The sequence below is a fragment of the Pseudomonas sp. KNUC1026 genome (genome assembly GCF_021650705.1).
Lineage (GTDB): Bacteria > Pseudomonadota > Gammaproteobacteria > Pseudomonadales > Pseudomonadaceae > Aquipseudomonas.
The window spans coordinates 756,719-778,527 of record NZ_CP087138.1; the positions used below are offsets into that span (position 1 = coordinate 756,719).

A 21,809-nucleotide genomic window follows, 5' to 3' on the forward strand; every position below is an offset into this window, starting at 1 on the left:
CGCGGATCGGGCTCCTCGATCAATGGAGACGATCTTGCCAGCGCCACCTGCCAACCCGCTCGACCCTGACTTTCTCGCCCAACTGACCGCGGCGCTGGCCGAGCACGCCGAGCGCTACGACCGCAGCGGCGAGTTCCCTGCCGATTGCATCGCGTTGCTGCGCGAGCGTGGCCTGCTGGCGCTCACGGTGCCGCAGGCCTTCGGCGGTGGCGGCGCAAGCCTGGCCACCGCGCGCCAGGTGGTCAGCGCTGTGGCGCAGGGTGAACCCTCCACCGCGTTGATCCTGCTGATGCAATACATCCAGCACGCCCGGCTGCACCACAGCCCGCGCTGGCCCGCGCACTGGAAGCAGCGCCTGGCGCTGGATGCGGTTGAAACCGGCGCGTTGCTCAACGCGTTGCGGGTCGAGCCCGACCTGGGCAGCCCGGCCCGCGGTGGCTTGCCCGCCACCATCGCCCGGCGCACCCCGGAAGGCTGGCGCCTGAGCGGGCGCAAGATCTACTCCACCGGCAGCCATGGCCTGAGCTGGCTGCAGGTGTGGGCGCGCAGCGACGATCCCGACCCGCTGGTGGGCAACTGGCTGGTGCGTAACGGCAGCCCTGGCATTCGTATCGAACCCACCTGGGACCATCTGGGCATGCGCGCCACCTGCAGCCATGACATGGTCTTCGAGGACGTGCTGGTGCCGCTGGACCAGGCGGTCAGTGTGTCGCCGGCCAGTGCGCCGCATGCCGAATTCGACAATGAAGACCAGCTGTGGATGGCAGTGCTGCTAAGCAGCCTGTATGACGGCATCGCTCGCGCCGCCCGCGACGACTTTCGACGCTGGCTCAAGGCGAGGGTGCCCGCCAACCTCGGTGCGCCACTTGCGACACTGCCGCGCTTTCAGGAGCGCCTGGGGCAGATCGAAAGCCTGCTGCTGGCCAACCAGGCGTTGCTCGACAGCGCTGCCGAGGGCCGTGTGAGCCCGGCCCAGGCCCCTGCGATCAAGTACCTGGCGACCCGCACCGCCATCGAAGCCGTGAGCCTGGCCATCGAGGCGGGTGGCAACCCCGCGCTGGACCGGCGCAACGCCCTCGAACGGCACTACCGCAATGTCCTTTGCGGGCGCATCCACACCCCTCAGGACGACAGCGCCCTGATTGCCATGGGCAAGTTGTCGCTGGCCGGGTAATTCACATTGCTCGGGCCGCTTCAGGCCCGAGCAACATTGGCGCCCTCGGTACGGAGGCTGCACTTCAAGCGACGTGATCGCGCGTCGCCGCCTTGCTGTAGCGATTCTCCGGCCGTGCCAGGCCAAGGTGCTCGCGCAGCGTCACGCCGCTGTACTCCCTGCGTGCCAGGCCCCGTTGCTGCAGCAGCGGCACCACGTAGCGGGTGAAATACTCGAGGCCGTCGGGCAGCACGTTGTTGACGATGAAACCGTCGGCGCCACGCTGTTCGAACCAGGTTTGCAAACGGTCGGCGACCTGTTCGGGTGTGCCGGTGAATTCGCGGGTGGGCTTGGCAAAGCGCAGGGCGACTTCGCGCAAGGTGAGGTTTTCGTTTTGCGCCAAGGCTTTGATCTGCTCGGAAGTGCCCTTGTGGCTGTTGGCGCCTAGTTCGCCAAGATTCGGGAAGGGGGCGTCCAGGTCGTGGCGAGTGAAGTCGTAATCATTGAACGGCCGGCCCAGCGCAACGATAGCGTCCTCGATGCTGACCAGGCCCACCGCTTGCTGATAGCGCGCCTCGACCTCTTCGGGCGTCAAGCCGACGATAGGGCGGATGCCCGGCAGGATCGACAGCGTTTCGGGATCGCGCCCGGCCTGCGCAGCTCGTTGTTTGAGGTCCCGGTAGTAGGCTTGGGCCTCGCCGAGGCTGGCCTGATGGCAGAAGATGGCGTCGGCGTTCTGTGCAGCGAAGCTGCGCCCGTCATCGGAAACGCCAGCCTGGAAAATCACCGGCTGCCCCTGCTGCGAACGGGCGATGTTCAACGGGCCTTTGACCTTGAAGAACTCACCCTGGTGATTGAGGACGTGCAGCTTGCCGGGTGCGAAAAACTCGCCACTGCTTTTGTCATAAGTGAAGGCGTCGTCCTCCCAGGAATCCCACAACCCCTTGACCACATTCAGGTGCTCTCGGGCGATGCGATAGCGCACTGTGTGAGGTGGGTGCTCGGCCTTGCCGAAGTTGTCGGCGGTGCCCGAGAGCCAGGAGGTCACCACATTCCAGCCGGCGCGGCCGCCGCTGATGTGATCGAGCGAGGCCAGTTGCCGCGCGACCTGGTAGGGCTCGGTGTAGCTGACGGTAATGGTGGCCACCAGGCCGATGCGTTCGGTGACCGCCGCCAGGGCCGAGAGCACCGTCAGCGGCTCGAAGCGGTTCAGGTAATGGGGGCTCGAGCGTTGGTGGATGTGCAGGCTGTCGGCGATGAAGGCGAAGTCGAACTTTGCAGCTTCTGCGAGGGCAGCTTGCTGCTTGTAGAAGGGAAAATGCGTGCTGGCATTGGGTAGCGCATCGGGGTGGCGCCATTCGCCCCAACCGTGACCGACGCCGTGGATCATTACCCCGAGTTTCAATTGCCGTGTGCTCATGCCGTGCGCTCCTGATGGTCGTGGACGATGGGCCTCCACCAGGCGAGGGGTCGGCATGCGTTCACGCTAGAGGCATGGGCTGCGCTTGTGAAATCACTTTTGGTTCTAAATTAATGATTCGTTTCTGGAAACTTGCCCGGCACAGATCATGCGAGCCGGGCAAGTTGCCGCTTTTAGCGTGTGACGAATTCACGAATGCGCTGCGCGCCTTCGATGCACTCGGCCAGCGGTGCGACCAGGGCCATGCGCACACGCCCGGCACCCGGGTTGTGGCCATTGGCCTCGCGAGGAGATAAGAACCAGGCACTACGGTCACGTGTTGCTGCTCGAACAGCTCGCGGCAGAACGCTGCATCGTCGCCGCCCACGTTCGGCCACAGGTAGAAGCTGCCGTCGGGGCGCTGTACGTCCATCACCGGCGACAGGATGTTCAGCACCGCGTCGAACTTCTCGCGGTACAGGTCGCGGTTGGCACGCACATGGGCTTCGTCGTTCCAGGCGGCGATGCTGGCCAGCTGGGTTTGCACCGGCATGGCGCAGCCGTGGTAGGTGCGGTAAAGCAGAAAGGCTTTGAGGATGTCGGCGTCGCCGGCCACGAAGCCTGAACGCAGGCCGGGCAGGTTGGAGCGCTTGGACAGGCTGTGGAACACCACACAGCGTTTGAAATCGCTGCGGCCCAGCTCCGCGCAGGCGGTCAGCAGTCCGGGTGGCGGGGCGCTCTCGTCGAAGTACAGCTCGCTGTAGCACTCGTCGGCGGCGATCACGAAGTCGTGCTCGTCAGCCAGGGCGATCAGGCGTTTCAGGGTGTCGAGAGGAATCAGCGCACCGGTCGGGTTGCCTGGCGAGCACAGGAACAGGATCTGGCAGCGCTGCCACACCTGGGCCGGCACGGCGTCGAAGTCCGGGTTGAAACCGTGGCTGGCCAGGCATGGCAGGTAGTGCGGCTGCACGCCGGCCAGCAACGCTGCGCCTTCGTAGATCTGATAGAACGGGTTGGGGCTGACCACCAGGCCGTCGGCGCCACGCTGGGCAACGGTTTGCACGAACGAGAACAGCGCCTCGCGCGTGCCGTTGACCGGCAGCACGTGGCGGGCCGGGTCGAGCCAGCCGGCGGGCACGCTGAAGCGCCGCTCGCACCACTGCGCAATCGCCTCGCGCAGTGCCGGCAGGCCAGCCGTGGTGGGGTACACCGCCATTTGCGCGAGGTTGTCGCGCAGTGCCTGGGCGACGAACTCGGGCGAGGCGTGCTTGGGCTCGCCGATCGACAGGGCGATGTGGCGCCGCCCCTGGGTGTGTTCGGCGCCCGCAAGCAGCGCGCGCAGTTTCTCGAAGGGATAGGGTTGCAGCTGGTTCAGGGCGTCGTTCCATGGAAGTGTTCGCAGGTCAGATGCTGATGCGCGACAGGTCCGGCTGCTCGACCGATAGCTGTTTGACGATCGCCTCCTGGAGGCGCGCACACAGTTGCGGGTCGGACAGCGGCTGGTTGGCCGCGTCGGTGATGAAAAAGACGTCTTCGACGCGCTCGCCCAAGGTGGCGATCTTGGCGTTCTGCAGCGAGAGGTCGAAGTCCAGGAAGATCTTGCCCACGCGCGCCAACAGGCCCGGGCGGTCGGGCGCGGCCAGCTCCAGCACCGTCACCGGGCGCTGGGCATCGTTGTGGATGGTCACCTGCGGCGCAAAGGCGAAATGCTTGAGCTGGCGCGGCACCCGGCGCTGGATGATGGTGGGGTAGTCGTCGGGGTTGCGCAGTGCCTCGGTCAGGCCCAGGCGGATACGTTCGATGCGTGCAGGGTCGTTGCCGATCGAGCCACCTTCGTTGTCCAGCACGATGTAGGTGTCGAGGGTGAACTGGCTGCTGGAGGTGATGATGCGCGCGTCATGGATGTTCAGGTTGAGCTGGTCCATGGCGGCCACGGTCACGGCGAAGAAATCGTGCTGGTCAGGGGCGTAGATGAAGATCTGCGTGCCGCCTTCGAATTCGCGCTGGGTGGTTTCCTTGATCAGCACCAGCGGGTCGCCGCTGGGCGGCTGCTGGAGGATCGCATCGGTGTGCCAGGCCACATCCCCCGAGGTATGGCGCAGGAAATAGTCATCGCCCAGCTGCGACCACAGCTGCTCGACCTCGTCCGGGTCGGTGCCGCCACGTACCAGGGTGTCGAGGGCAGCGTTCTGGGTGTGGCGGATCTGCTGCTCGCGGTCGACCGGGTTTTCAAGGCCCCGGCGCAGTGCCAGCTTGGTTTCGGTGTACAGCTGGCGCAGCAGGCTGGCACGCCAGGAGTTCCATAGCGACGGGTTGGTGGCGTTGATGTCGGCCACGGTCAGCACGTAGAGGTAGTCCAGGTGCGTCTGGTCGCCGACGAACTGGGCAAAGTCGTGAATCACCTGCGGGTCGGAGAGGTCCTTGCGCTGGGCGGTGGTGCTCATCACCAGGTGGTTCTGCACCAGCCACACGATCAGGCGGCCGTCCCAGGCGGGCAACTGATGCCGTGCGCAGAAGGCCTCGGCGTCTACCGCGCCCAGCTCGGAGTGGTCGCCACCGCGGCCCTTGCCGATGTCGTGGTACAGGCCGGCCATGTAGATCAGCTCAGGCTTGGGCAGCTTGCCCATCAGCTTGCTGGCCAGCGGGAATTTCTCGGAAATGGGCGTGTACTGCAGCTTGCGCAGGTGCTTGATCAGGTTGAGCGTGTGCGCATCGACCGTATAGATGTGGAACAGGTCGTGCTGCATCTGCCCGACGATGTGGCCGAACTCCGGCAGATAGCGGCCCAGGATGCCGTAGCGGTTCATCCGGCGCAGGTTGCGGTGGATGCCCACCTCGCACTTGAACAACTCGACGAACAGGCTGGTGTTGCGGATATCGTTGCGGAAGGTGTCGTCGATCAGGTGCCGGTGTTCGCGCAGCAGGCGGATGGTGTCGGCGCGCACACCTTTGATGTCCGGGTTTTGCGCCATCAGCACGAAGATTTCCAGCATCGCGAAGGGCGTGCGCCGGAACACATTGGCGTGGGTTGCTTCGATGTAGCCGTCGTGCAGCTGGAAGCGCGAATTGAGCGGGGTGAGCGTGCGGCTGCTGTCGTCGGCCAGGATCACTTCTTCGTAATGCTGCACGATCAGGTCGCTGAGTTCGGCGATGCTCATCACCACGCGGTAGTACTGCTGCATGAAGCGCTCGATGGCAAGCTTGGCGTCGCCGTCGGTGTAGCCCAGCAGCTCGGCGATCTTGCGCTGGTAGTCGAACAGCAGCCGGTCTTCGGCGCGGCCGGCGAGCATGTGCAGGGCGTAGCGCACCTTCCAGAGGAACTCCTGCGAAGACGCCAGCAGGCTGATCTCGCTCTCCACCAGAAAGCCCTGGCTGGCCAGGGCCTGCAGGTTCAGGGTGCCGAAGTGCCGGCGGGCTACCCATAGCAACGTCTGGATGTCACGCAGCCCGCCAGGGCCGCCCTTGACGTTGGGCTCCAGGTTGTATTCGGTGTCGTTGTACTTGTGATGGCGCGCCCTCTGTTCCTCGCGCTTGGCCAGGAAGAACTCGCGGCTGGGCCACATCCGCTCGGTAGCGGTGGCTTCGAGCATGCGCTTGCGCAAACGGTCGGGGCCGGCAACGGTTCGGCACTCCATCAGGTTGGTGATGACGGTGAGGTCCGCCTGCGCCTGTTCGGCGCACTCGTCCACCGAGCGCACGCTCTGGCCCACTTCCAGGCCTATGTCCCAGAGCAGGGTGAGGAACCGTTCGATCGGCTCGCGGAACACTTCGTGGTCTGCGCTTTCGAGCAGGATCAGCAGGTCGATGTCCGAATATGGATGCAGCTCGCCGCGGCCGTAGCCGCCGACCGCGACCAGGGCGATGTCGGCGTCTTCGCTCCAGTCGAACTGGGCCCAGGCCTGCTGCAACAGGCAATCGACGAACCAGGCGCGGTCTTCGACGAGTCGGCGCACGTCGCGGCCCTCGATGAAGCGCTGATCGAGCACTTCGCTGGCCTGGCGGATGGCCTTCTTGAAGGCAGCGATCGGGCTGGCCTTGAGGGCCAGCTCGGCCTGGAACTGGCCACGGTCGAACAGCTCTGGGTCCATCTGGGGCATCGGGCGGCCTTCCTTTATATGAGTGCGAGCACCAGTCAGTTGCTGCGGGCGAGGGTGTCGTCGCTGCGCAGGGTCAGGATCTCGTAGCCGGTGGCGGTCACCAGAAGGGTGTGCTCCCACTGGGCCGAGAGCTTGCGGTCCTTAGTGATGGCGGTCCAGCCGTCGCCGAGCAGGCGGGTGTCGGCCTTGCCCTGGTTAATCATCGGCTCGATGGTGAAGGTCATGCCTTCCTTGAGTTCCAGGCCTTCGCCGGCAACACCGTAGTGCATAACCTGCGGTTCTTCGTGGAAGACCTTGCCGATGCCGTGGCCACAGAACTCGCGTACCACCGAGAAGCCGTTCTTCTCGGCGTGTTTCTGGATGACCGCGCCGATATCGCCCAGGCGCGCACCGGGGCGCACGACCTCAATGCCGAGGTACAGGCACTCCTGGGTGATCTTCGACAAGCGCTCGGCCCACTGCGGGACGGTGCCTACGTTGAACATGCGGCTGGTGTCGCCGTGGTAGCCATCCTTGATGACGGTGATGTCGATGTTCAGCAAGTCGCCGTTTTTCAGTGGCTTCTCGTTGGGAATGCCGTGGCACACCACATGGTTGATCGAAGTGCAGATCGACTTGGGGAAGCCCTTGTAGTTGAGCGGGGCGGGGATGGCCTGCTGCTCGTTGACGATATAGTCGTGGCAGATGCGGTCCAGTTCCTCGGTGGTCACCCCGGGCTTGACGTAAGGTTCGATCATTTCCAGCACTTCGGCGGCCAGGCGGCCGGCGATGCGCATTTTCTCGATATCCTCGGGCGTCTTGATGGTCACGGTCATGAATGCTCTCTTGGCGCCGGAGCGCTTGAAACGGTGTGTAAAGCGGCGATTCTACCAGAGCCGTCAACGGTACGCCGGGGCCGCTGGCGGGGTGCCATTGTTGCGCGATTGGCGGCAGGGCGCAAAATAGGCAGTGCCGGCTTCGGGGCGGTTCCTTCTGTCAGGGAACTGTGGTATAAAGTGCGCCGCTTCGCGGGGGTGTCCCTGCGAGGCTCAAACCCACACACGTATCGACACGATGACCTGGGTGCCGAAGGCCCTGTGCCGGAGGTTGGATCATTGGGATACGTGGAGGCCTAACCCGACTTATCAAGGAACTATCATGTCCCAAGTCAACATGCGCGATATGCTGAAGGCCGGTGTGCACTTCGGCCACCAGACCCGTTACTGGAACCCGAAAATGGGCAAGTTCATTTTCGGCGCGCGCAACAAGATCCACATCATCAACCTGGAAAAAACCCTGCCGCTGTTCAACGAGGCTCTGACCTTCGTCGAGCGTCTGGCCCAGGGCAAGAACAAGATCATGTTCGTCGGCACCAAGCGTTCCGCTGGCAAGATCGTCGCCGAGCAGGCTGCTCGTTGCGGTTCGCCGTACGTCGATCACCGCTGGTTGGGCGGCATGCTGACCAACTACAAAACCATCCGCCAGTCGATCAAACGCCTGCGCGAGCTGGAAACCCAGGCTGAAGACGGTACCTTCACCAAGCTGACCAAGAAGAAGCTCTGATGCGCTCGCGCGATCTGGAGAAGCTGGACCGTTCGCTGGGTGGTATCAAGGACATGGGCGGCCTGCCTGATGCCCTGTTCGTCATCGACGTCGATCACGAGCGCATCGCCATCAGCGAAGCCAACAAGCTGGGCATCCCGGTCATCGGTATCGTCGATACCAACAGCAGCCCGGAAGGCGTCGATTACGTCATCCCAGGCAACGACGACGCCATCCGCGCCATCGAGCTGTACATGACTGCCATGGCTGACGCCGTGATTCGTGGCCGCAACAACGTGGGTGGCGGCACCGAAGAGTACGTGCAGGAAGAAGCCGCCAACACCGCGGCTGAAGGCTGAGTCGTAGGCCAACTGGCACGGCTTGTCACGCAAAAGGGGGCTAGGCCCCCTTTTGCCACCTTCAGGATCGGCGCCCGCGTTCGTAACCTTCGCGCGCGATGATCCAAGATTCGAGCGCCCGCACCGTCGGGTGGTCTGGTCGAAACTTATCCAAGAGGATTTTGAAATGGCAGAAATTACTGCAGCGCTGGTCAAGGAACTGCGTGAGCGTACCGGCCAAGGCATGATGGAGTGCAAGAAGGCTCTGGTTGCCGCCGAGGGCAATATCGAGAAGGCCATCGACGATATGCGCGCTTCCGGTGCCATCAAGGCTGCCAAGAAAGCCGGCAACATCGCCGCTGAAGGCGCCATCGCCGCTCGCGTCGAAGGCGGCCGTGGCCTGATCATCGAAGTCAACTCGCAGACCGACTTCCTGGCTTTGCAGGACGACTTCAAAGGCTTCGTCAAGGACAGCCTGAACGAAGCGTTCGAGCAGAACCTCACCGACGCCGCTCCGCTGATCGCTTCGCGCGAATCGGCCCGCGAGGCGCTGGTTGCCAAGTGCGGCGAGAACGTCAACATTCGCCGCCTGGCCTCCGTTGCCGGCGACACCGTCGGTGCCTACCTGCACGGCCACCGCATCGGCGTTCTGGTTGTGCTCAAGGGCGGTAACGAAGAACTGGCCAAGCACGTTGCCATGCACGTTGCTGCCAGCAACCCTGCCGTAGTTTCGCCTGATCAGATCTCTGCCGACCTGGTTGCCAAGGAAAAGGAAATTTTCCTGCAGCTCAACGCCGACAAGATCGCTGGCAAGCCAGAGAACATCGTTGAAAACATGGTCAAAGGCCGTATCAACAAGTTCCTGTCCGAAGCCAGCCTGGTCGAGCAAGCGTTCGTCATGGACCCTGAAGTCAAGGTCGGCGAACTGGTCAAGAAAGCCGGTGCAGAAGTCGTTTCCTTCGTTCGTTACGAAGTGGGCGAGGGCATCGAGAAGCCGGTCGACAACTTCGCTGACGAAGTTGCTGCCCAGGTAGCTGCAGCCAGCAAGCAGTAATTCGGTTTCGCTGGTTGTGAACAGAGGCTGCCCGCTGACGCGCGCAGCCTCTTTTTCAAAGCAGGGCAGGGTGTGTACGAAAGGTTGGCGATTGCCTGTCTTTCGTACACAACTTGAAACCCGGCGCCAGGCTTATCCGGCCAGGTCGGGATGGCGCGATAGCGCTAGAGTTATCCGGGGCATAAAGTGCTCCAGGGATTTTTGAAAACAAACGCCGCAGGAGAGATACGCAATGGCCCAGCAGGTGAGTGGTCGGCAGCCTCGCTACAAACGCATTTTGCTCAAACTCAGTGGCGAGGCCCTGATGGGGTCCGAAGACTTCGGTATCGATCCCAAGGTGCTGGATCGCATGGCGCTCGAAGTTGGCCAGCTGGTTGGCATCGGCGTGCAGGTCGGCCTGGTGATCGGTGGCGGCAACCTGTTCCGCGGCGCCGCATTGAGCGCTGCCGGCATGGATCGAGTCACTGGCGACCACATGGGCATGCTGGCTACCGTGATGAACGCGCTGGCGATGCGTGACGCGCTGGAGCGTTCGAATATCTCCGCTATCGTCATGTCCGCCATCTCCATGGTCGGTGTGACCGATCATTACGATCGCCGCAAAGCCATTCGCCACCTCAAGACCGGCGACGTGGTGATCTTCTCGGCCGGCACCGGCAACCCGTTCTTCACCACCGATTCCGCGGCCTGCCTGCGTGCGATCGAGATCGACGCGGACGTGGTGCTCAAGGCCACCAAGGTCGATGGCGTCTACACGGCCGATCCGTTCAAGGATCCGCATGCCGAGAAATTCGACCGCCTCACGTATGATGAGGTGCTGGACCGCAAGCTGGGCGTGATGGACCTCACGGCGATCTGCCTGTGCCGTGACCACAAGATGCCGCTGCGAGTCTTCAACATGAACAAACCCGGTGCCCTGCTCAATATCGTGGTGGGTGGCGCCGAAGGTACTCTGATCGAGGAAGGTGTGGAATGATCAACGACATCAAGAAAGATACCCAGGAACGCATGGGCAAGACCCTGGAATCGCTGAGCCATAACCTGGGCACCATCCGTACCGGCCGCGCGCACCCGAGCATCCTCGAAAGCGTGAAGGTGCCGGCCTGGGGTAGCGAAATGCCGCTCAACCAGGTGGCTGCAATCTCCGTGGAAGACGCCCGTACCCTGAAGATCGTCGCTCATGACAAGTCGCTGGGGCTGCCATCGAGAAGGCCATTCTGACCTCCGACCTGGGCCTGAACCCCTCCAGCGCCGGTACCACCATCCGTGTACCGATGCCGCCCCTGACCGAAGAAACCCGCAAGGGCTATACCAAGCAGGCCCGGGGCGTTGCAGAGGACGCCCGGGTTGCTGTGCGTAACGTGCGCCGCGACGCCTTGGCCAAGCTCAAGCAACTGACCAAAGACAAGGAAATCAGCGAGGACGAAGAGCGCCGCGCTGCAGACGAAATCCAGAAGCTGACCGACAAGCACATCGCTCAGGTCGATACGGCGCTGGAAGTCAAGGAAAAGGACCTGATGGCCGTCTGAGGCCAAGCTTGCCCCATGGAAAAGACCAAGCCCGTTATGCCACAGCAAGTCCCTCGACATGTGGCGATCATCATGGACGGCAACAATCGCTGGGCCAAGAAGCGCCTGCTGCCCGGTGTCGCCGGGCACAAGGCCGGGGTCGATGCGGTGCGTGCGGTGATCGAGGTGTGTGCCGAGGCCAAGGTCGAGGTGCTGACCCTGTTCGCGTTTTCCAGCGAGAACTGGCAGCGCCCGGCCGACGAGGTGGGCGCGCTCATGGAGCTGTTCTTCACCATGCTGCGCCGCGAGGCGCGGCGGTTGAACGACAATGGCATCAGCTTGCGCATCATCGGCGACCGCAGCCGCTTTCATCCCGAGTTGCAGGCTGCCATGCGCGAAGCCGAGGCCCAGACGGCGGGCAACCAGCGTTTCATTCTTCAGGTCGCCGCCAACTACGGTGGCCAGTGGGATATCGCTCAGGCGGCGCAGCGCCTCGCGCGTGAGGTGCAGGCCGGGCACCTGCGCCCGAAGACATTACCCCGGGTTTGTTGCAAACCTGCCTGTCCACGGGTGATCTGCCGCTGCCGGACCTGTGCATTCGCACGGGTGGCGAGCACCGTATCAGCAATTTCCTGCTATGGCAGTTGGCCTACGCGGAGCTTTATTTTTCCGACCTGTTCTGGCCGGACTTCAAACACGAAGCCATGCGCACCGCGCTGGCCGATTACGCCTCGCGCCAGCGTCGCTTTGGCAAGACCAGCGAGCAAGTCGAGGCCGGAGCCCGAGCCTGATGCTAAAACAACGCATTCTTACCGCGCTGGTGCTGTTGCCCATCGCTCTGGGAGGGTTTTTCCTTCTTGAAGGCGGCTGGTTCGCCTTGTTCATCGGCGCGGTAGTCAGCCTCGGTGGCTGGGAATGGGCCCGCATGGGCGGCCTTCAGGCTCAGTGGCAGCGAGTAGCCTACGGCCTGTTCGTCGCCCTGGTGCTGTTCGTGTTCTACCTTTCACCAGGTGTGGCACCCTGGGTGCTGGGCCTTTCGGTGATCTGGTGGGCGTTGGCGACCTTCCTGGTCCTTACCTATCCGCGCAGTGCCGCACACTGGGACAACGTTGCCAGCAAGCTGGTGATCGGCCTGTTGATCCTGTTGCCGGCCTGGCAGGGCCTGGTTCTGCTCAAGCAATGGGCGCTGGGTAACTGGCTGATCGTGATGGTGATGGTGCTCGTGTGGGCAGCCGACATCGGCGCGTATTTCTCCGGGCGTGCCTTTGGCAAGCGCAAGTTGGCGCCCCAGGTGAGCCCTGGCAAAAGTTGGGAAGGCGCCTATGGTGGGTTGGCGCTCAGCCTGCTCATCACCCTGGGGGTGTCTTTCTATCGGCACCTGGGCGCGCTGGAGGTGGTGCTGGCTTTGCTCGGCGCGGCTCTGGTGGTTTTCATTTCGGTGGTGGGTGATCTCACCGAGAGCATGTTCAAGCGCCGCGCAGGCATCAAGGACAGCAGCCAGCTGCTGCCAGGGCATGGCGGGGTGATGGACCGTATCGACAGCCTCACCGCCGCGGTGCCGCTGTTCGCCGTGCTGCTTCGGGCCGCCGGCTGGGGCGCGATGTGAGCGCGGTGCAACGTATCACGGTGTTGGGTGCGACCGGCTCGATCGGGCTGAGCACGCTGGATGTCATCGCTCGCCACCCCGAACGTTACGAAGTCTTCGCGTTGACCGGCTACAGCCGTATCGAGCAGCTGCTGACGTTGTGCGAGCGGCATCGGCCGGTTTTCGCAGTAGTGCCGAGCGAACCTGCTGCGGTCGCCCTGCGCCAGGGCCTTGAGGCTCTCGGCCTGGGTACGGAAGTTCTGCTTGGTGAGCAGGGGCTGTGCCAGGTTGCCCAGGCGCCTGAGGTCGACGCGGTGATGGCCGCTATCGTGGGTGCAGCTGGCCTGGCACCAACGCTGGCAGCGGTGCACGCTGGCAAGAAGGTGCTGCTGGCCAACAAGGAAGCGCTGGTGATGTCTGGCGCCCTGTTCATGAAGGCAGTGCGCGAAAGCGGGGCAGTGCTGCTGCCCATCGACAGTGAACACAATGCGATTTTCCAATGCATGCCTACGGATTACCGCCGCGGCCTGGCGCCTATCGGTGTGCGCCGCATCCTGCTGACTGCCAGTGGCGGGCCGTTTCGCGAAATGCCCGCGCAGGCGTTGGCGCAGGTCACGCCCGAGCAGGCCTGCGCCCACCCCAACTGGTCGATGGGGCGCAAGATTTCAGTGGATTCGGCCAGCATGATGAACAAGGGGCTCGAACTGATCGAGGCTTGCTGGCTATTCGATGCGCGGCCCGACCAGGTCGAGGTGGTCGTGCATCCGCAGAGCGTGATCCATTCGCTGGTCGATTACGTGGATGGCTCGGTGCTTGCGCAGTTAGGCAATCCCGACATGCGCACGCCTATCGCCAATGCGCTGGCCTGGCCCGAGCGTATCGACTCAGGTGTTGCTCCACTGGATCTGTTCAGCATCGCCCGCCTCGACTTCCAGCCCCCGGCGCTGGATCGTTTTCCGTGCCTGGCACTGGCCTTCGAGGCTGCGCGGGCGGGCGGCAGTGCGCCGGCAACGCTGAACGCAGCCAATGAAGTCGCCGTGGCGGCGTTTCTGGATGGGCGTATTCGCTTTACCGACATTCCCTGCCTGATCGACGCGGTGCTGCAAGCCGAGCCGGTGGTGGCGCTTCAGGCCCTGCCGGCGGTGTTCGAAGCCGACGCCAGGGCCCGCGCACAGGCTAATCAATGGTTGACTCACGCAGGGCAATGAGGTCCGATGAGGCGCACGCATCCGCCTCTTGACGCCTGGCCTTCCCGAGACTGGAGACACGAATGAGCGCGCTCTACATGATTCTCGGCACCCTGGTTGCACTGGGTGTGCTGGTCACCTTCCATGAGCTTGGCCATTTCTGGGTCGCGCGCCGCTGTGGCGTGAAGGTACTGCGGTTTTCCGTGGGCTTCGGTACGCCGCTGGTGCGCTGGCATGACCGCCATGGCACCGAGTTCGTGGTTGCGCTGATTCCCTTGGGCGGTTACGTGAAGATGCTCGACGAGCGGGAGGGCGACGTGCCCGCCGTGCTGGCGCATCAGGCATTCAACCGCAAGCCGGTGCTGCAACGCATCGCAATCGTGGCTGCAGGCCCGATTGCCAACTTCCTCCTCGCGATTGTGTTTTTCTGGGCGCTGGCAATGCTGGGCACCCAGCAGGTACGGCCGGTGATCGGCCAGGTACAACCGGGTAGCCTGGCGGCTGTCGCGGGCCTGGCCCCTGGCCAGGAAATCGTCTCGGTCGATGGCCGGGAAGTGCAAGGCTGGGCAGGCGTGAACCTGGCGCTGGTCAGGCGCCTGGGTGAAACGGGCGGCCTGGCCCTGGGCGTTATCCAGGAAGGCAGCACCCTGCCGGTGGTGCATCAGGTGCAGCTTGATCGCTGGCTGCAGGGTGCCGATGAACCAGACCCGATCCGCTCGTTGGGCCTGCAACCGTGGCGGCCGGCGCTGGAGCCGGTGCTGGCCGAGCTCGATCCTGAAGGGCCGGCGCAGGCTGCGGGATTGCGAGCCGGCGACAAGCTGCTCGCGCTGGACGGCCAGGCGCTGGGCGACTGGCAGCAGGTGGTTGATCGGGTACGTGAGCGTGCTGGCGCCAAGGTGATTTTCAGCATCCAGCGCGGTGATGAGCGCCAGCAAGTGCCCGTCACGCTCGCCAGCCGCGGCGAGGGCAAGGCGGCAGCCGGTTACCTGGGTGCAGGTGTGAAACCGGTGCAATGGCCGGCGCAGATGCTTCGCGAGGTTCGCTATGGTCCGCTTGAGGCAGTAGTAGAGGGTGCGCGCCGTACCTGGTCGATGAGTGTGTTGACCCTTGATTCGCTGAAGAAAATGCTGTTCGGCGAGCTATCTGTAAAAAACTTGAGTGGGCCGATAACCATTGCTAAAGTGGCGGGCGCTTCGGCCCAGTCGGGCCTTGGGGATTTTTTGAACTTCCTGGCGTACCTGAGCATTAGCCTTGGAGTTCTGAATTTGCTGCCCATCCCTGTACTGGATGGCGGGCATTTGCTGTTTTACCTGATCGAGTGGGTGCGGGGCCGTCCCGTATCGGATCGGGTGCAAGGCTGGGGGATCCAGATTGGTGTCAGCCTGGTGGTCGGGGTCATGTTGCTTGCCCTGATCAACGATCTGGGTCGGTTGTTGTAACGCATCGCTCAATTGCGAACCTGCCGCCTGTGCGGCAGTTTGTTTATTGCCGTAAGGAACAAGAAAGGACTTCATGAAACGTCTGCTGCTTACCGCGGTGCTTTCCGCACTGATGATCGCCGAAGTTCACGCCGAGTCCTTCACTATCTCCGATATCCGTGTCAATGGCTTGCAACGGGTCTCCGCCGGTAGCGTGTTCGGTGCGCTGCCCATCAACGTCGGTGACACCGCTGATGACACACGCCTGGTGGATTCCACCCGCGCGCTGTTCAAGACCGGTTTCTTCCAGGACATCACCCTGAACCGTGATGGCAACGTGCTTGTCATCAACGTTGTCGAGCGCCCGTCGATCGCCAGTATCGAGATCGAGGGCAACAAGGCCATTTCCACCGACGACCTGCTCAAGGGGCTGCGCCAATCCGGCCTGTCCGAGGGTGAGATCTTCCAGCGTGCCACGCTCGAAGGCGTGCGTAACGAGCTGCAGCGCCAGTACGTTGCGCAGGGTCGCTACTCGGCGTCGGTCGACACCGAAGTGGTCACCGAGCCGCGCAACCGTGTTGGCCTGAAGATCAAGATCAACGAAGGTACCGTCGCTGCCATTCAGCACATCAACGTGGTGGGCAATACCGTCTTCCCCGAGGACGACCTGCGCGACCTGTTCGAACTCAAGACTTCCAACTGGTTGTCGTTCATCAAGAACGACGACAAGTACGCTCGCGAGAAGCTCTCCGGTGACCTGGAGCGCCTGCGTTCCTACTACCTGGACCGCGGCTACATCAACATGGACATCACCTCCACCCAGGTGTCCATCACCCCCGACAAGAAGCACGTCTACATCACCGTCAACATCAACGAAGGTGCCAAGTACACCGTTCGTGACGTGAAGCTGGCCGGCGACCTCAAGGTGCCCGAGGACCAGATCAAGGCCTTGCTGCTGGTGCAGAAGGGCCAGGTCTTCTCGCGCAAGGTGATGACCAATACCTCCGAGCTGATCACCCGTCGCCTGGGTAACGAAGGCTATACCTTCGCCAACGTCAACGGCATGCCACAGCCCCATGACGATGACCACACCGTCGACATCCTGTTTACCGTCGACCCGGGCAAACGTGCCTATGTCGATCGCATCAATTTCCGTGGCAATACCAAGACCGACGACCAGGTACTGCGCCGCGAGATGCGCCAGATGGAAGGCGGCTGGGCGTCTACTTACCTCATCGACCAATCCAAGACTCGCCTCGAGCGCCTTGGCTACTTCAAGGAAGTGAACGTCGAAACACCGGCCGTGCCAGGTGTCGATGATCAGGTTGACGTGAACTACGCAGTTGAAGAGCAACCCTCCGGCTCGATCACCGCCAGCGTCGGTTTCGCCCAGAGCGCGGGCTTGATCCTGGGTGGTTCGATCAGCCAGAACAACTTCCTGGGTTCCGGTAACAAGGTCGGCATCGGCCTGACCCGGTCCGAATACCAGACCCGCTACAACTTCAACTTCGTCAACCCGTACTTCACCCCCGATGGCGTGAGCCTGGGTTACAACGCCTTTTACCGCAAGACCGACTACGACGAGCTGGATGTCGACGTTGCAAGCTATGCGGTGGACAGCCTAGGCGCAGGCCTGAACTTCGGTTATCCGATCAGCGAGACCTCACGCCTGAACTTCGGCCTGACCGTGCAGCGCGACAACATCAACACCGGTACCTACACCGTTGGCGAGATCTACGACTTCATCAACCGTGAAGGCGATAGCTTCACCAACTTCAAGGCATCGGCCGGCTGGTCCGACTCGACGCTCAACCGCGGTACCCTGCCGACACGTGGCCACTCGCAGAGCCTGACCTTCGAGACCACTACCCCGGGCAGCGACCTGTCGTTCTACAAGATCGACTACCGTGGCCAGGTGTTCGCACCGATCACCGACACCTACACCCTGCGCTTCCATACCGAGCTGGGCTACGGCGACGGCTATGGCTCCACTTCGGGCCTGCCGTTCTACGAGAACTACTACGCGGGCGGTTTCAACTCCGTTCGTGGCTTCAAGGACAGCACTCTGGGCCCACGCGGCACACCTGCTACCGCCGATCCGGATCAGGACGATGTGGCCTTCGGTGGCAACGTGCTGATCACCGGCGGCGCCGAGATTCTGTTCCCGATGCCGTTCGTGAAGGATCAGAAGTCATTGCGTACCTCGTTGTTCTGGGACGTGGGTAACACCTTCGATTCCAAGTGCCAGTACAAATCGAGCAACGATGCAGCGCACCCGGTACGCAATCAGGACTGCGGCACCATCGACTTCTCCAACATGGCGGCTTCCGTCGGTGTCGGTGTGACCTGGATTACCGCTCTGGGGCCACTCAGCTTCAGCCTGGCGATGCCGGTCAAGAAGCCTGACAATGCCGAGACGCAAGTATTCCAGTTCTCCCTGGGCCAGACGTTCTGACGTCTGCCCTTCAACATCACACAAGGTTTCTGCAGGAGTTCATCGTGCGCAAGCTCACCCAATTGGTCATCGTCGCAGCGGCCATGATCGCTACCCCGGCATTTGCCGAAATGAAGGTCGCTGTTCTGAACTATCAGATGGCCCTGCTCGAATCCGATGCCGCCAAGCGTTACGCTGTCGATGCGGAGAAGAAGTTCGGCCCGCAACTGAACAAGCTCAAGGCTCTGGAAGCCAGTGCCAAGGGCATTCAGGATCGCCTGGTCAGCGGTGGCGACAAGATGCAGCAAGCCGAGCGCGAGCGCCTGGAGCTGGACTTCAAGCAAAAAGCGCGCGACTTCCAGTTCCAGTCCAAGGAATTGAACGAAGCCAAGGCGGCAGCCGACCGTGACATGCTGCAGCAACTCAAGCCCAAGCTCGATGGCGCTGTAGAGTCGGTCATCAAGCAAGGCAACTTCGACCTGGTACTTGAGCGTGGCGCCGTGGTTGACGTGAAGCCTCAGTTCGATATCACCCGCCAGGTGATCGAGCGTATGAACCAGGCCAAGTGAGCAGGGCATTGAGCATAACGCTCGGCCAGCTGGCCGCTACGCTGGGCGCCGAACTACGCGGCGCCGAAGCGCTTGAAATTACCGGGCTTGCCACCTTGCAGGAGGCAGGCCCGTCGCAGTTGAGCTTCCTTGCCAACCCCCAGTATCGAAAGTTTCTCGATACTTGCGCGGCAGGCGCAGTGTTGCTCAAGGCGGCAGATGCAGAGGGCTTCGCCGGTAATGCGTTGATCGTGCCCGACCCGTACCTTGCCTATGCACGCATTTCCCATCATTTCGATCCTAAGCCCAGGTCGCCTGCGGGCGTGCACCCCAGCGCGGTGATCGCTGCCGATGCGGTGGTAGACCCGTCGGCCAGTATCGGCCCTTTTGTGGTGATCGAGGCCGGTGCGCGGATTGGTGCGGGCGTTACGCTCGGCGCCTATTGCTTCATCGGCGCGCGCTCCGAAGTGGGTGACGGCGGCTGGCTGGCGCCTCGCGTAACGCTGTATCACGACGTACGCATCGGCAAGCGGGTGGTTATCCAGTCAGGTGCTGTGCTGGGCGGGGAGGGCTTCGGTTTCGCCAATGAAAAAGGCGTCTGGCAAAAAATCGCCCAGATCGGCGGCGTAGTCGTCGGCGACGACTGCGAGATCGGCGTGAATACCGCCGTCGACCGTGGTGCGCTGGCCGACACCGTGCTCGGCAACGGGGTGAAACTCGACAACCAGATCCAGATCGCCCACAACGTGCAGATCGGTGACCACACCGCGATGGCGGCCTGCGTAGGCATCTCCGGCAGTACCAAGATCGGCCGTCACTGCATGCTGGCCGGCGGAGTTGGCCTGGTGGGGCACATCGAAATCTGCGACAACGTCTTCATCACCGGCATGACCATGGTGACCCGCTCGATCACCGAACCGGGCGCCTATTCATCAGGCACTGCGATGCAGCCTGCCGCAGAATGGCGCAAGAGCGCTGCGCGCATTCGCCATCTTGATGACATGTCGCGGCGGCTCACACAGGTCGAAAAGCGTGTCGATGCCGTGACCCAAGGCAGCGCCGCGCCATCTGATGGCTGATATCCGCTCACTATCAAGCACGCGCCGCCTATAATCTGCCGTCTTGATCTTATGAAGGGGCGCCGCGTATAGGCGGCGCCTGACTTTCCATATACAGGCTTTTCCACGACATGATGGACATCAACGAGATTCGCGAATACCTGCCTCACCGTTACCCGTTCCTGCTGGTGGACCGCGTGGAGGAGCTGGACGTCGAGGCCAAGCGCATTCGCGCGTACAAGAATGTCAGCATCAACGAGCCTTTTTTCAATGGTCACTTCCCCGCGCACCCGATCATGCCGGGCGTTCTGATCATCGAAGCAATGGCTCAGGCGGCCGGTATCCTGGGTTTCAAGATGATGGGCGTCACGCCTGCCGATGGCACCCTCTACTACTTCGTCGGCTCCGACAAACTGCGTTTCCGCCAGCCCGTTCGCCCAGGTGACCAGCTGGTGTTGGAAGCGCGCTTCGTGAGCAGCAAGCGCCAGATCTGGAAATTCGACTGCGTCGCCACCGTCGCCGGCAAGCCGGTGTGCTCGGCCGAGATCACTTGCGCGGAACAGAAACTATGAGTTTGATCGACCCTCGCGCGATCATCGATCCCTCGGCGAAGCTCGCCGAGGGTGTCGAGGTGGGCCCGTGGTCGATCGTTGGCGCGGATGTAGAAATCGGTGAGGGCACGGTCATCGGCCCTCATGTAGTGCTGCGTGGCCCCACGCGGATTGGCAGGTTCAACCGGATCTACCAGTTCTCCTCGATAGGTGAGGACACCCCTGACCTGAAATACAAGGGTGAGCCCACCACGCTGGTGATCGGCGATCACAACGTCATCCGTGAGGGCGTGACCATTCACCGTGGAACAGTGCAGGATCGGGGCGAAACCACTCTGGGCGACCACAACCTGATCATGGCCTATGCCCACATCGGCCACGACAGCGTCATCGGCAACCACTGCATTCTGGTCAACAACACCGCCCTGGCCGGCCATGTTCATGTGGGCGACTGTGCGATCCTGTCTGGCTATACGCTGGTGCATCAATACGTGCACATCGGCGCCCACGCCTTTTCCGGGATGGGCACTGCTATCGGTAAGGATGTCCCAGCCTTCGTGACGGTCTTCGGCAACCCGGCCGAGGCGCGCAGCATGAACTTCGAAGGCATGCGCCGCCGTGGGTTCAGCGATGCCTGCATGCAGGCCCTGCGCCGCGCCTACAAAACGGTCTACCGAGAAGGGCTTACCGTCGAGCAGGCGCTCACCGCTCTTGAGGCCCCGGCCCAGCAGCATCCCGAAGTCGCAGTGTTCCGTGATTCGGTAGCGCAGTCCAACCGCGGCATCACTCGCTGATGGAGGGCGCAAAGCCCTTGCTCATCGCCCTGGTGGCCGGTGAGGCGAGCGGTGACATCCTCGGCGCCGGGTTGATGCGCGCACTCAAGGCGCGCCACCCCGACGCGCGTTTCATTGGCGTGGGTGGGCCGCTGATGGAAGCCGAAGGCATGCAATCGTACTTCCCGATGGAACGCCTTGCCGTCATGGGCCTGGTCGAGGTGCTGGGCCGCCTGCGCGAGCTGCTGGCGCGGCGCAAGGCGCTGGTGGCCGACCTGCTTTCAGCCAGGCCGGATCTCTTCGTCGGCATCGATGCGCCTGATTTCACCCTCAATATCGAACTGCAATTGCGCCAGGCCGGTATCAAGACCGCGCACTATGTCAGCCCATCGGTTTGGGCGTGGCGGCAGAAGCGGGTGCTCAAGATTCGCCAGGGCTGCGACCTGATGTTGACGCTGTTTCCTTTTGAGGCACGCTTCTACGAGGAGCAGGGTGTGCCGGTGCGTTTCGTCGGGCATTCACTGGCCGATACCATCGCTCTCGAGCCAGACCGCGCGACAGCCCGCCAGGCCCTCGGCCTGCCGGAGCAGGCTCAGGTGGTAGCGCTGATGCCGGGGAGCCGAGGCGGGGAGGTGAAACGCCTGGGTGCATTGTTCTTCGATACCGCCGAGCGACTGCTCGCGCAGCGGCCAGGCCTTCGCTTCGTGCTGCCCTGCGCCAATGCGCAGCGTCGTCAGCAGCTCGAGGCAATGCTGGCCGGCCGCGCGCTGCCGGTGACGCTGCTCGATGGTCAGTCGCACCTTGCGCTGGAGGCCTGCGACGTGGTGCTGATCGCTTCCGGTACTGCAACCCTTGAAGCATTGCTGTACAAGCGCCCGATGGTGGTGGCCTACCGCCTGGCGCCGCTGACCTTCTGGCTGCTCAAGCGGATGGTCACAAGCCCATGGGTGTCGCTGCCCAACCTGCTGGCGCAAAAAGCGCTGGTGCCCGAAGTGCTGCAGGATGACGCGACGCCCGACCGTCTGGCCGAAACCTTGTCGCCGTTGCTCGATGGCCAGCAGCACCAGACCGAAGGCTTCGATGCCATCCACCGCACGCTGCGCCGTGACGCCTCCAACCAGGCCGCCGAGGCCTTGTTGCAATTGATTCACCGCTAACACAGAGGAGCGCTCAGCCATGGCATCC

General features: G+C 62.8%; 15 protein-coding genes and 4 pseudogenes. 15 read left to right on the forward strand and 4 right to left on the reverse strand.

The genetic code is table 11. The features are described 5' to 3' along the window. Positions 1-22: 22 nt before the first annotated feature. Positions 23-1,174 (forward strand): acyl-CoA dehydrogenase family protein, encoded by a 1,152-nt coding sequence (locus LN139_RS03175; RefSeq protein WP_442964373.1) that lies wholly within the window; start codon positions 23-25, stop codon positions 1,172-1,174. Positions 1,175-1,238: 64 nt separating this feature from the next. Here the strand turns inward: LN139_RS03175 and LN139_RS03180 are convergent, their stop codons facing one another. The 4 genes and pseudogenes from LN139_RS03180 to map form a co-directional block, all read right to left on the reverse strand. Beyond that, positions 1,239-2,573, reverse strand: a complete 1,335-nt coding sequence (locus LN139_RS03180) for an LLM class flavin-dependent oxidoreductase (RefSeq protein WP_236358631.1) — start codon at positions 2,571-2,573, stop codon at positions 1,239-1,241. Between the two features lie 173 nt (positions 2,574-2,746). Next, positions 2,747-3,954: pseudogene (gene dapC, locus LN139_RS03185) on the reverse strand (succinyldiaminopimelate transaminase). A 1-nt stretch (position 3,955) separates the two neighbouring features. Next, the gene (locus LN139_RS03190; protein WP_236358633.1) at positions 3,956-6,649 is read right to left on the reverse strand and encodes a [protein-PII] uridylyltransferase; all 2,694 of its coding nucleotides are present in this window, start codon (positions 6,647-6,649) and stop codon (positions 3,956-3,958) included. 35 nt (positions 6,650-6,684) lie between these two features. Beyond that, positions 6,685-7,464 (reverse strand): type I methionyl aminopeptidase, encoded by a 780-nt coding sequence (gene map / locus LN139_RS03195; RefSeq protein WP_236358636.1) that lies wholly within the window; start codon positions 7,462-7,464, stop codon positions 6,685-6,687. A gap of 322 nt (positions 7,465-7,786) precedes the next feature. Here map and rpsB point away from each other — a divergent pair. From rpsB to lpxB, 14 genes and pseudogenes are all read left to right on the forward strand, one after another. Further along, positions 7,787-8,529: pseudogene (rpsB, locus tag LN139_RS03200) on the forward strand (30S ribosomal protein S2). A gap of 166 nt (positions 8,530-8,695) precedes the next feature. Next, positions 8,696-9,562, forward strand: a complete 867-nt coding sequence (tsf, locus tag LN139_RS03205; RefSeq protein ID WP_236358638.1) for a translation elongation factor Ts — start codon at positions 8,696-8,698, stop codon at positions 9,560-9,562. Positions 9,563-9,794: 232 nt separating this feature from the next. Beyond that, positions 9,795-10,538 (forward strand): UMP kinase, encoded by a 744-nt coding sequence (gene pyrH, locus LN139_RS03210; RefSeq protein WP_097083328.1) that lies wholly within the window; start codon positions 9,795-9,797, stop codon positions 10,536-10,538. Continuing rightward, positions 10,535-11,091 (forward strand): annotated as a pseudogene (frr, locus tag LN139_RS03215) (ribosome recycling factor). The gene pyrH and the pseudogene frr overlap by 4 nt, the downstream one beginning before the upstream one ends. A gap of 15 nt (positions 11,092-11,106) precedes the next feature. After that, positions 11,107-11,861: pseudogene (gene uppS / locus LN139_RS03220) on the forward strand (polyprenyl diphosphate synthase). Further along, positions 11,861-12,676 carry a phosphatidate cytidylyltransferase gene (locus tag LN139_RS03225; protein ID WP_236358640.1) on the forward strand — a complete coding sequence of 272 codons (816 nt, stop codon included), beginning with the start codon at positions 11,861-11,863 and terminating at the stop codon, positions 12,674-12,676. Before uppS ends, LN139_RS03225 begins: the two are co-directional and overlap by 1 nt. After that, the gene (gene ispC, locus LN139_RS03230; RefSeq protein WP_236358643.1) at positions 12,673-13,863 is read left to right on the forward strand and encodes a 1-deoxy-D-xylulose-5-phosphate reductoisomerase; all 1,191 of its coding nucleotides are present in this window, start codon (positions 12,673-12,675) and stop codon (positions 13,861-13,863) included. Before LN139_RS03225 ends, ispC begins: the two co-directional genes overlap by 4 nt. A 62-nt stretch (positions 13,864-13,925) precedes the next feature. Continuing rightward, positions 13,926-15,281 carry an RIP metalloprotease RseP gene (gene rseP / locus LN139_RS03235; protein WP_236358645.1) on the forward strand — a complete coding sequence of 452 codons (1,356 nt, stop codon included), beginning with the start codon at positions 13,926-13,928 and terminating at the stop codon, positions 15,279-15,281. Between the two features lie 73 nt (positions 15,282-15,354). After that, positions 15,355-17,715 carry an outer membrane protein assembly factor BamA gene (gene bamA, locus LN139_RS03240; protein ID WP_236358647.1) on the forward strand — a complete coding sequence of 787 codons (2,361 nt, stop codon included), beginning with the start codon at positions 15,355-15,357 and terminating at the stop codon, positions 17,713-17,715. 44 nt (positions 17,716-17,759) lie between these two features. Continuing rightward, positions 17,760-18,263 (forward strand): OmpH family outer membrane protein, encoded by a 504-nt coding sequence (locus tag LN139_RS03245; protein WP_236358649.1) that lies wholly within the window; start codon positions 17,760-17,762, stop codon positions 18,261-18,263. Continuing rightward, complete coding sequence (gene lpxD / locus LN139_RS03250; protein ID WP_236358651.1) at positions 18,260-19,321, forward strand: UDP-3-O-(3-hydroxymyristoyl)glucosamine N-acyltransferase; 1,062 nt, start codon at positions 18,260-18,262, stop codon at positions 19,319-19,321. The genes LN139_RS03245 and lpxD overlap by 4 nt, the downstream gene beginning before the upstream one ends. A 110-nt stretch (positions 19,322-19,431) precedes the next feature. Next, the gene (fabZ, locus tag LN139_RS03255) at positions 19,432-19,872 is read left to right on the forward strand and encodes a 3-hydroxyacyl-ACP dehydratase FabZ (RefSeq protein WP_236358653.1); all 441 of its coding nucleotides are present in this window, start codon (positions 19,432-19,434) and stop codon (positions 19,870-19,872) included. Then, a complete protein-coding gene (gene lpxA / locus LN139_RS03260) occupies positions 19,869-20,645 on the forward strand; it encodes an acyl-ACP--UDP-N-acetylglucosamine O-acyltransferase (protein ID WP_236358655.1) in 777 nt (258 codons plus the stop codon). Before fabZ ends, lpxA begins: the two co-directional genes overlap by 4 nt. Further along, positions 20,645-21,781 (forward strand): lipid-A-disaccharide synthase, encoded by a 1,137-nt coding sequence (gene lpxB / locus LN139_RS03265; RefSeq protein WP_236358656.1) that lies wholly within the window; start codon positions 20,645-20,647, stop codon positions 21,779-21,781. The genes lpxA and lpxB overlap by 1 nt, the downstream gene beginning before the upstream one ends. Positions 21,782-21,809: the final 28 nt, after the last annotated feature.

What these genes read in the sequence shown, in the direction of transcription:
- pyrH (WP_097083328.1), top strand. Translation starts at nt 9,795, where the DNA reads ATGGCCCAGCAGGTGAGTGGTCGGCAGCCTCGCTACAAACGCATTTTG.
- tsf (WP_236358638.1), top strand. Translation starts at nt 8,696, where the DNA reads ATGGCAGAAATTACTGCAGCGCTGGTCAAGGAACTGCGTGAGCGTACC.
- bamA (WP_236358647.1), top strand. Translation starts at nt 15,355, where the DNA reads ATGAAACGTCTGCTGCTTACCGCGGTGCTTTCCGCACTGATGATCGCC.
- LN139_RS03175 (WP_442964373.1), top strand. Translation starts at nt 23, where the DNA reads ATGGAGACGATCTTGCCAGCGCCACCTGCCAACCCGCTCGACCCTGAC.
- rseP (WP_236358645.1), top strand. Translation starts at nt 13,926, where the DNA reads ATGAGCGCGCTCTACATGATTCTCGGCACCCTGGTTGCACTGGGTGTG.
- LN139_RS03225 (WP_236358640.1), top strand. Translation starts at nt 11,861, where the DNA reads ATGCTAAAACAACGCATTCTTACCGCGCTGGTGCTGTTGCCCATCGCT.
- map (WP_236358636.1), bottom strand. Translation starts at nt 7,464, where the DNA reads ATGACCGTGACCATCAAGACGCCCGAGGATATCGAGAAAATGCGCATC.
- LN139_RS03180 (WP_236358631.1), bottom strand. Translation starts at nt 2,573, where the DNA reads ATGAGCACACGGCAATTGAAACTCGGGGTAATGATCCACGGCGTCGGT.
- LN139_RS03190 (WP_236358633.1), bottom strand. Translation starts at nt 6,649, where the DNA reads ATGCCCCAGATGGACCCAGAGCTGTTCGACCGTGGCCAGTTCCAGGCC.
- lpxB (WP_236358656.1), top strand. Translation starts at nt 20,645, where the DNA reads ATGGAGGGCGCAAAGCCCTTGCTCATCGCCCTGGTGGCCGGTGAGGCG.
- lpxA (WP_236358655.1), top strand. Translation starts at nt 19,869, where the DNA reads ATGAGTTTGATCGACCCTCGCGCGATCATCGATCCCTCGGCGAAGCTC.
- fabZ (WP_236358653.1), top strand. Translation starts at nt 19,432, where the DNA reads ATGATGGACATCAACGAGATTCGCGAATACCTGCCTCACCGTTACCCG.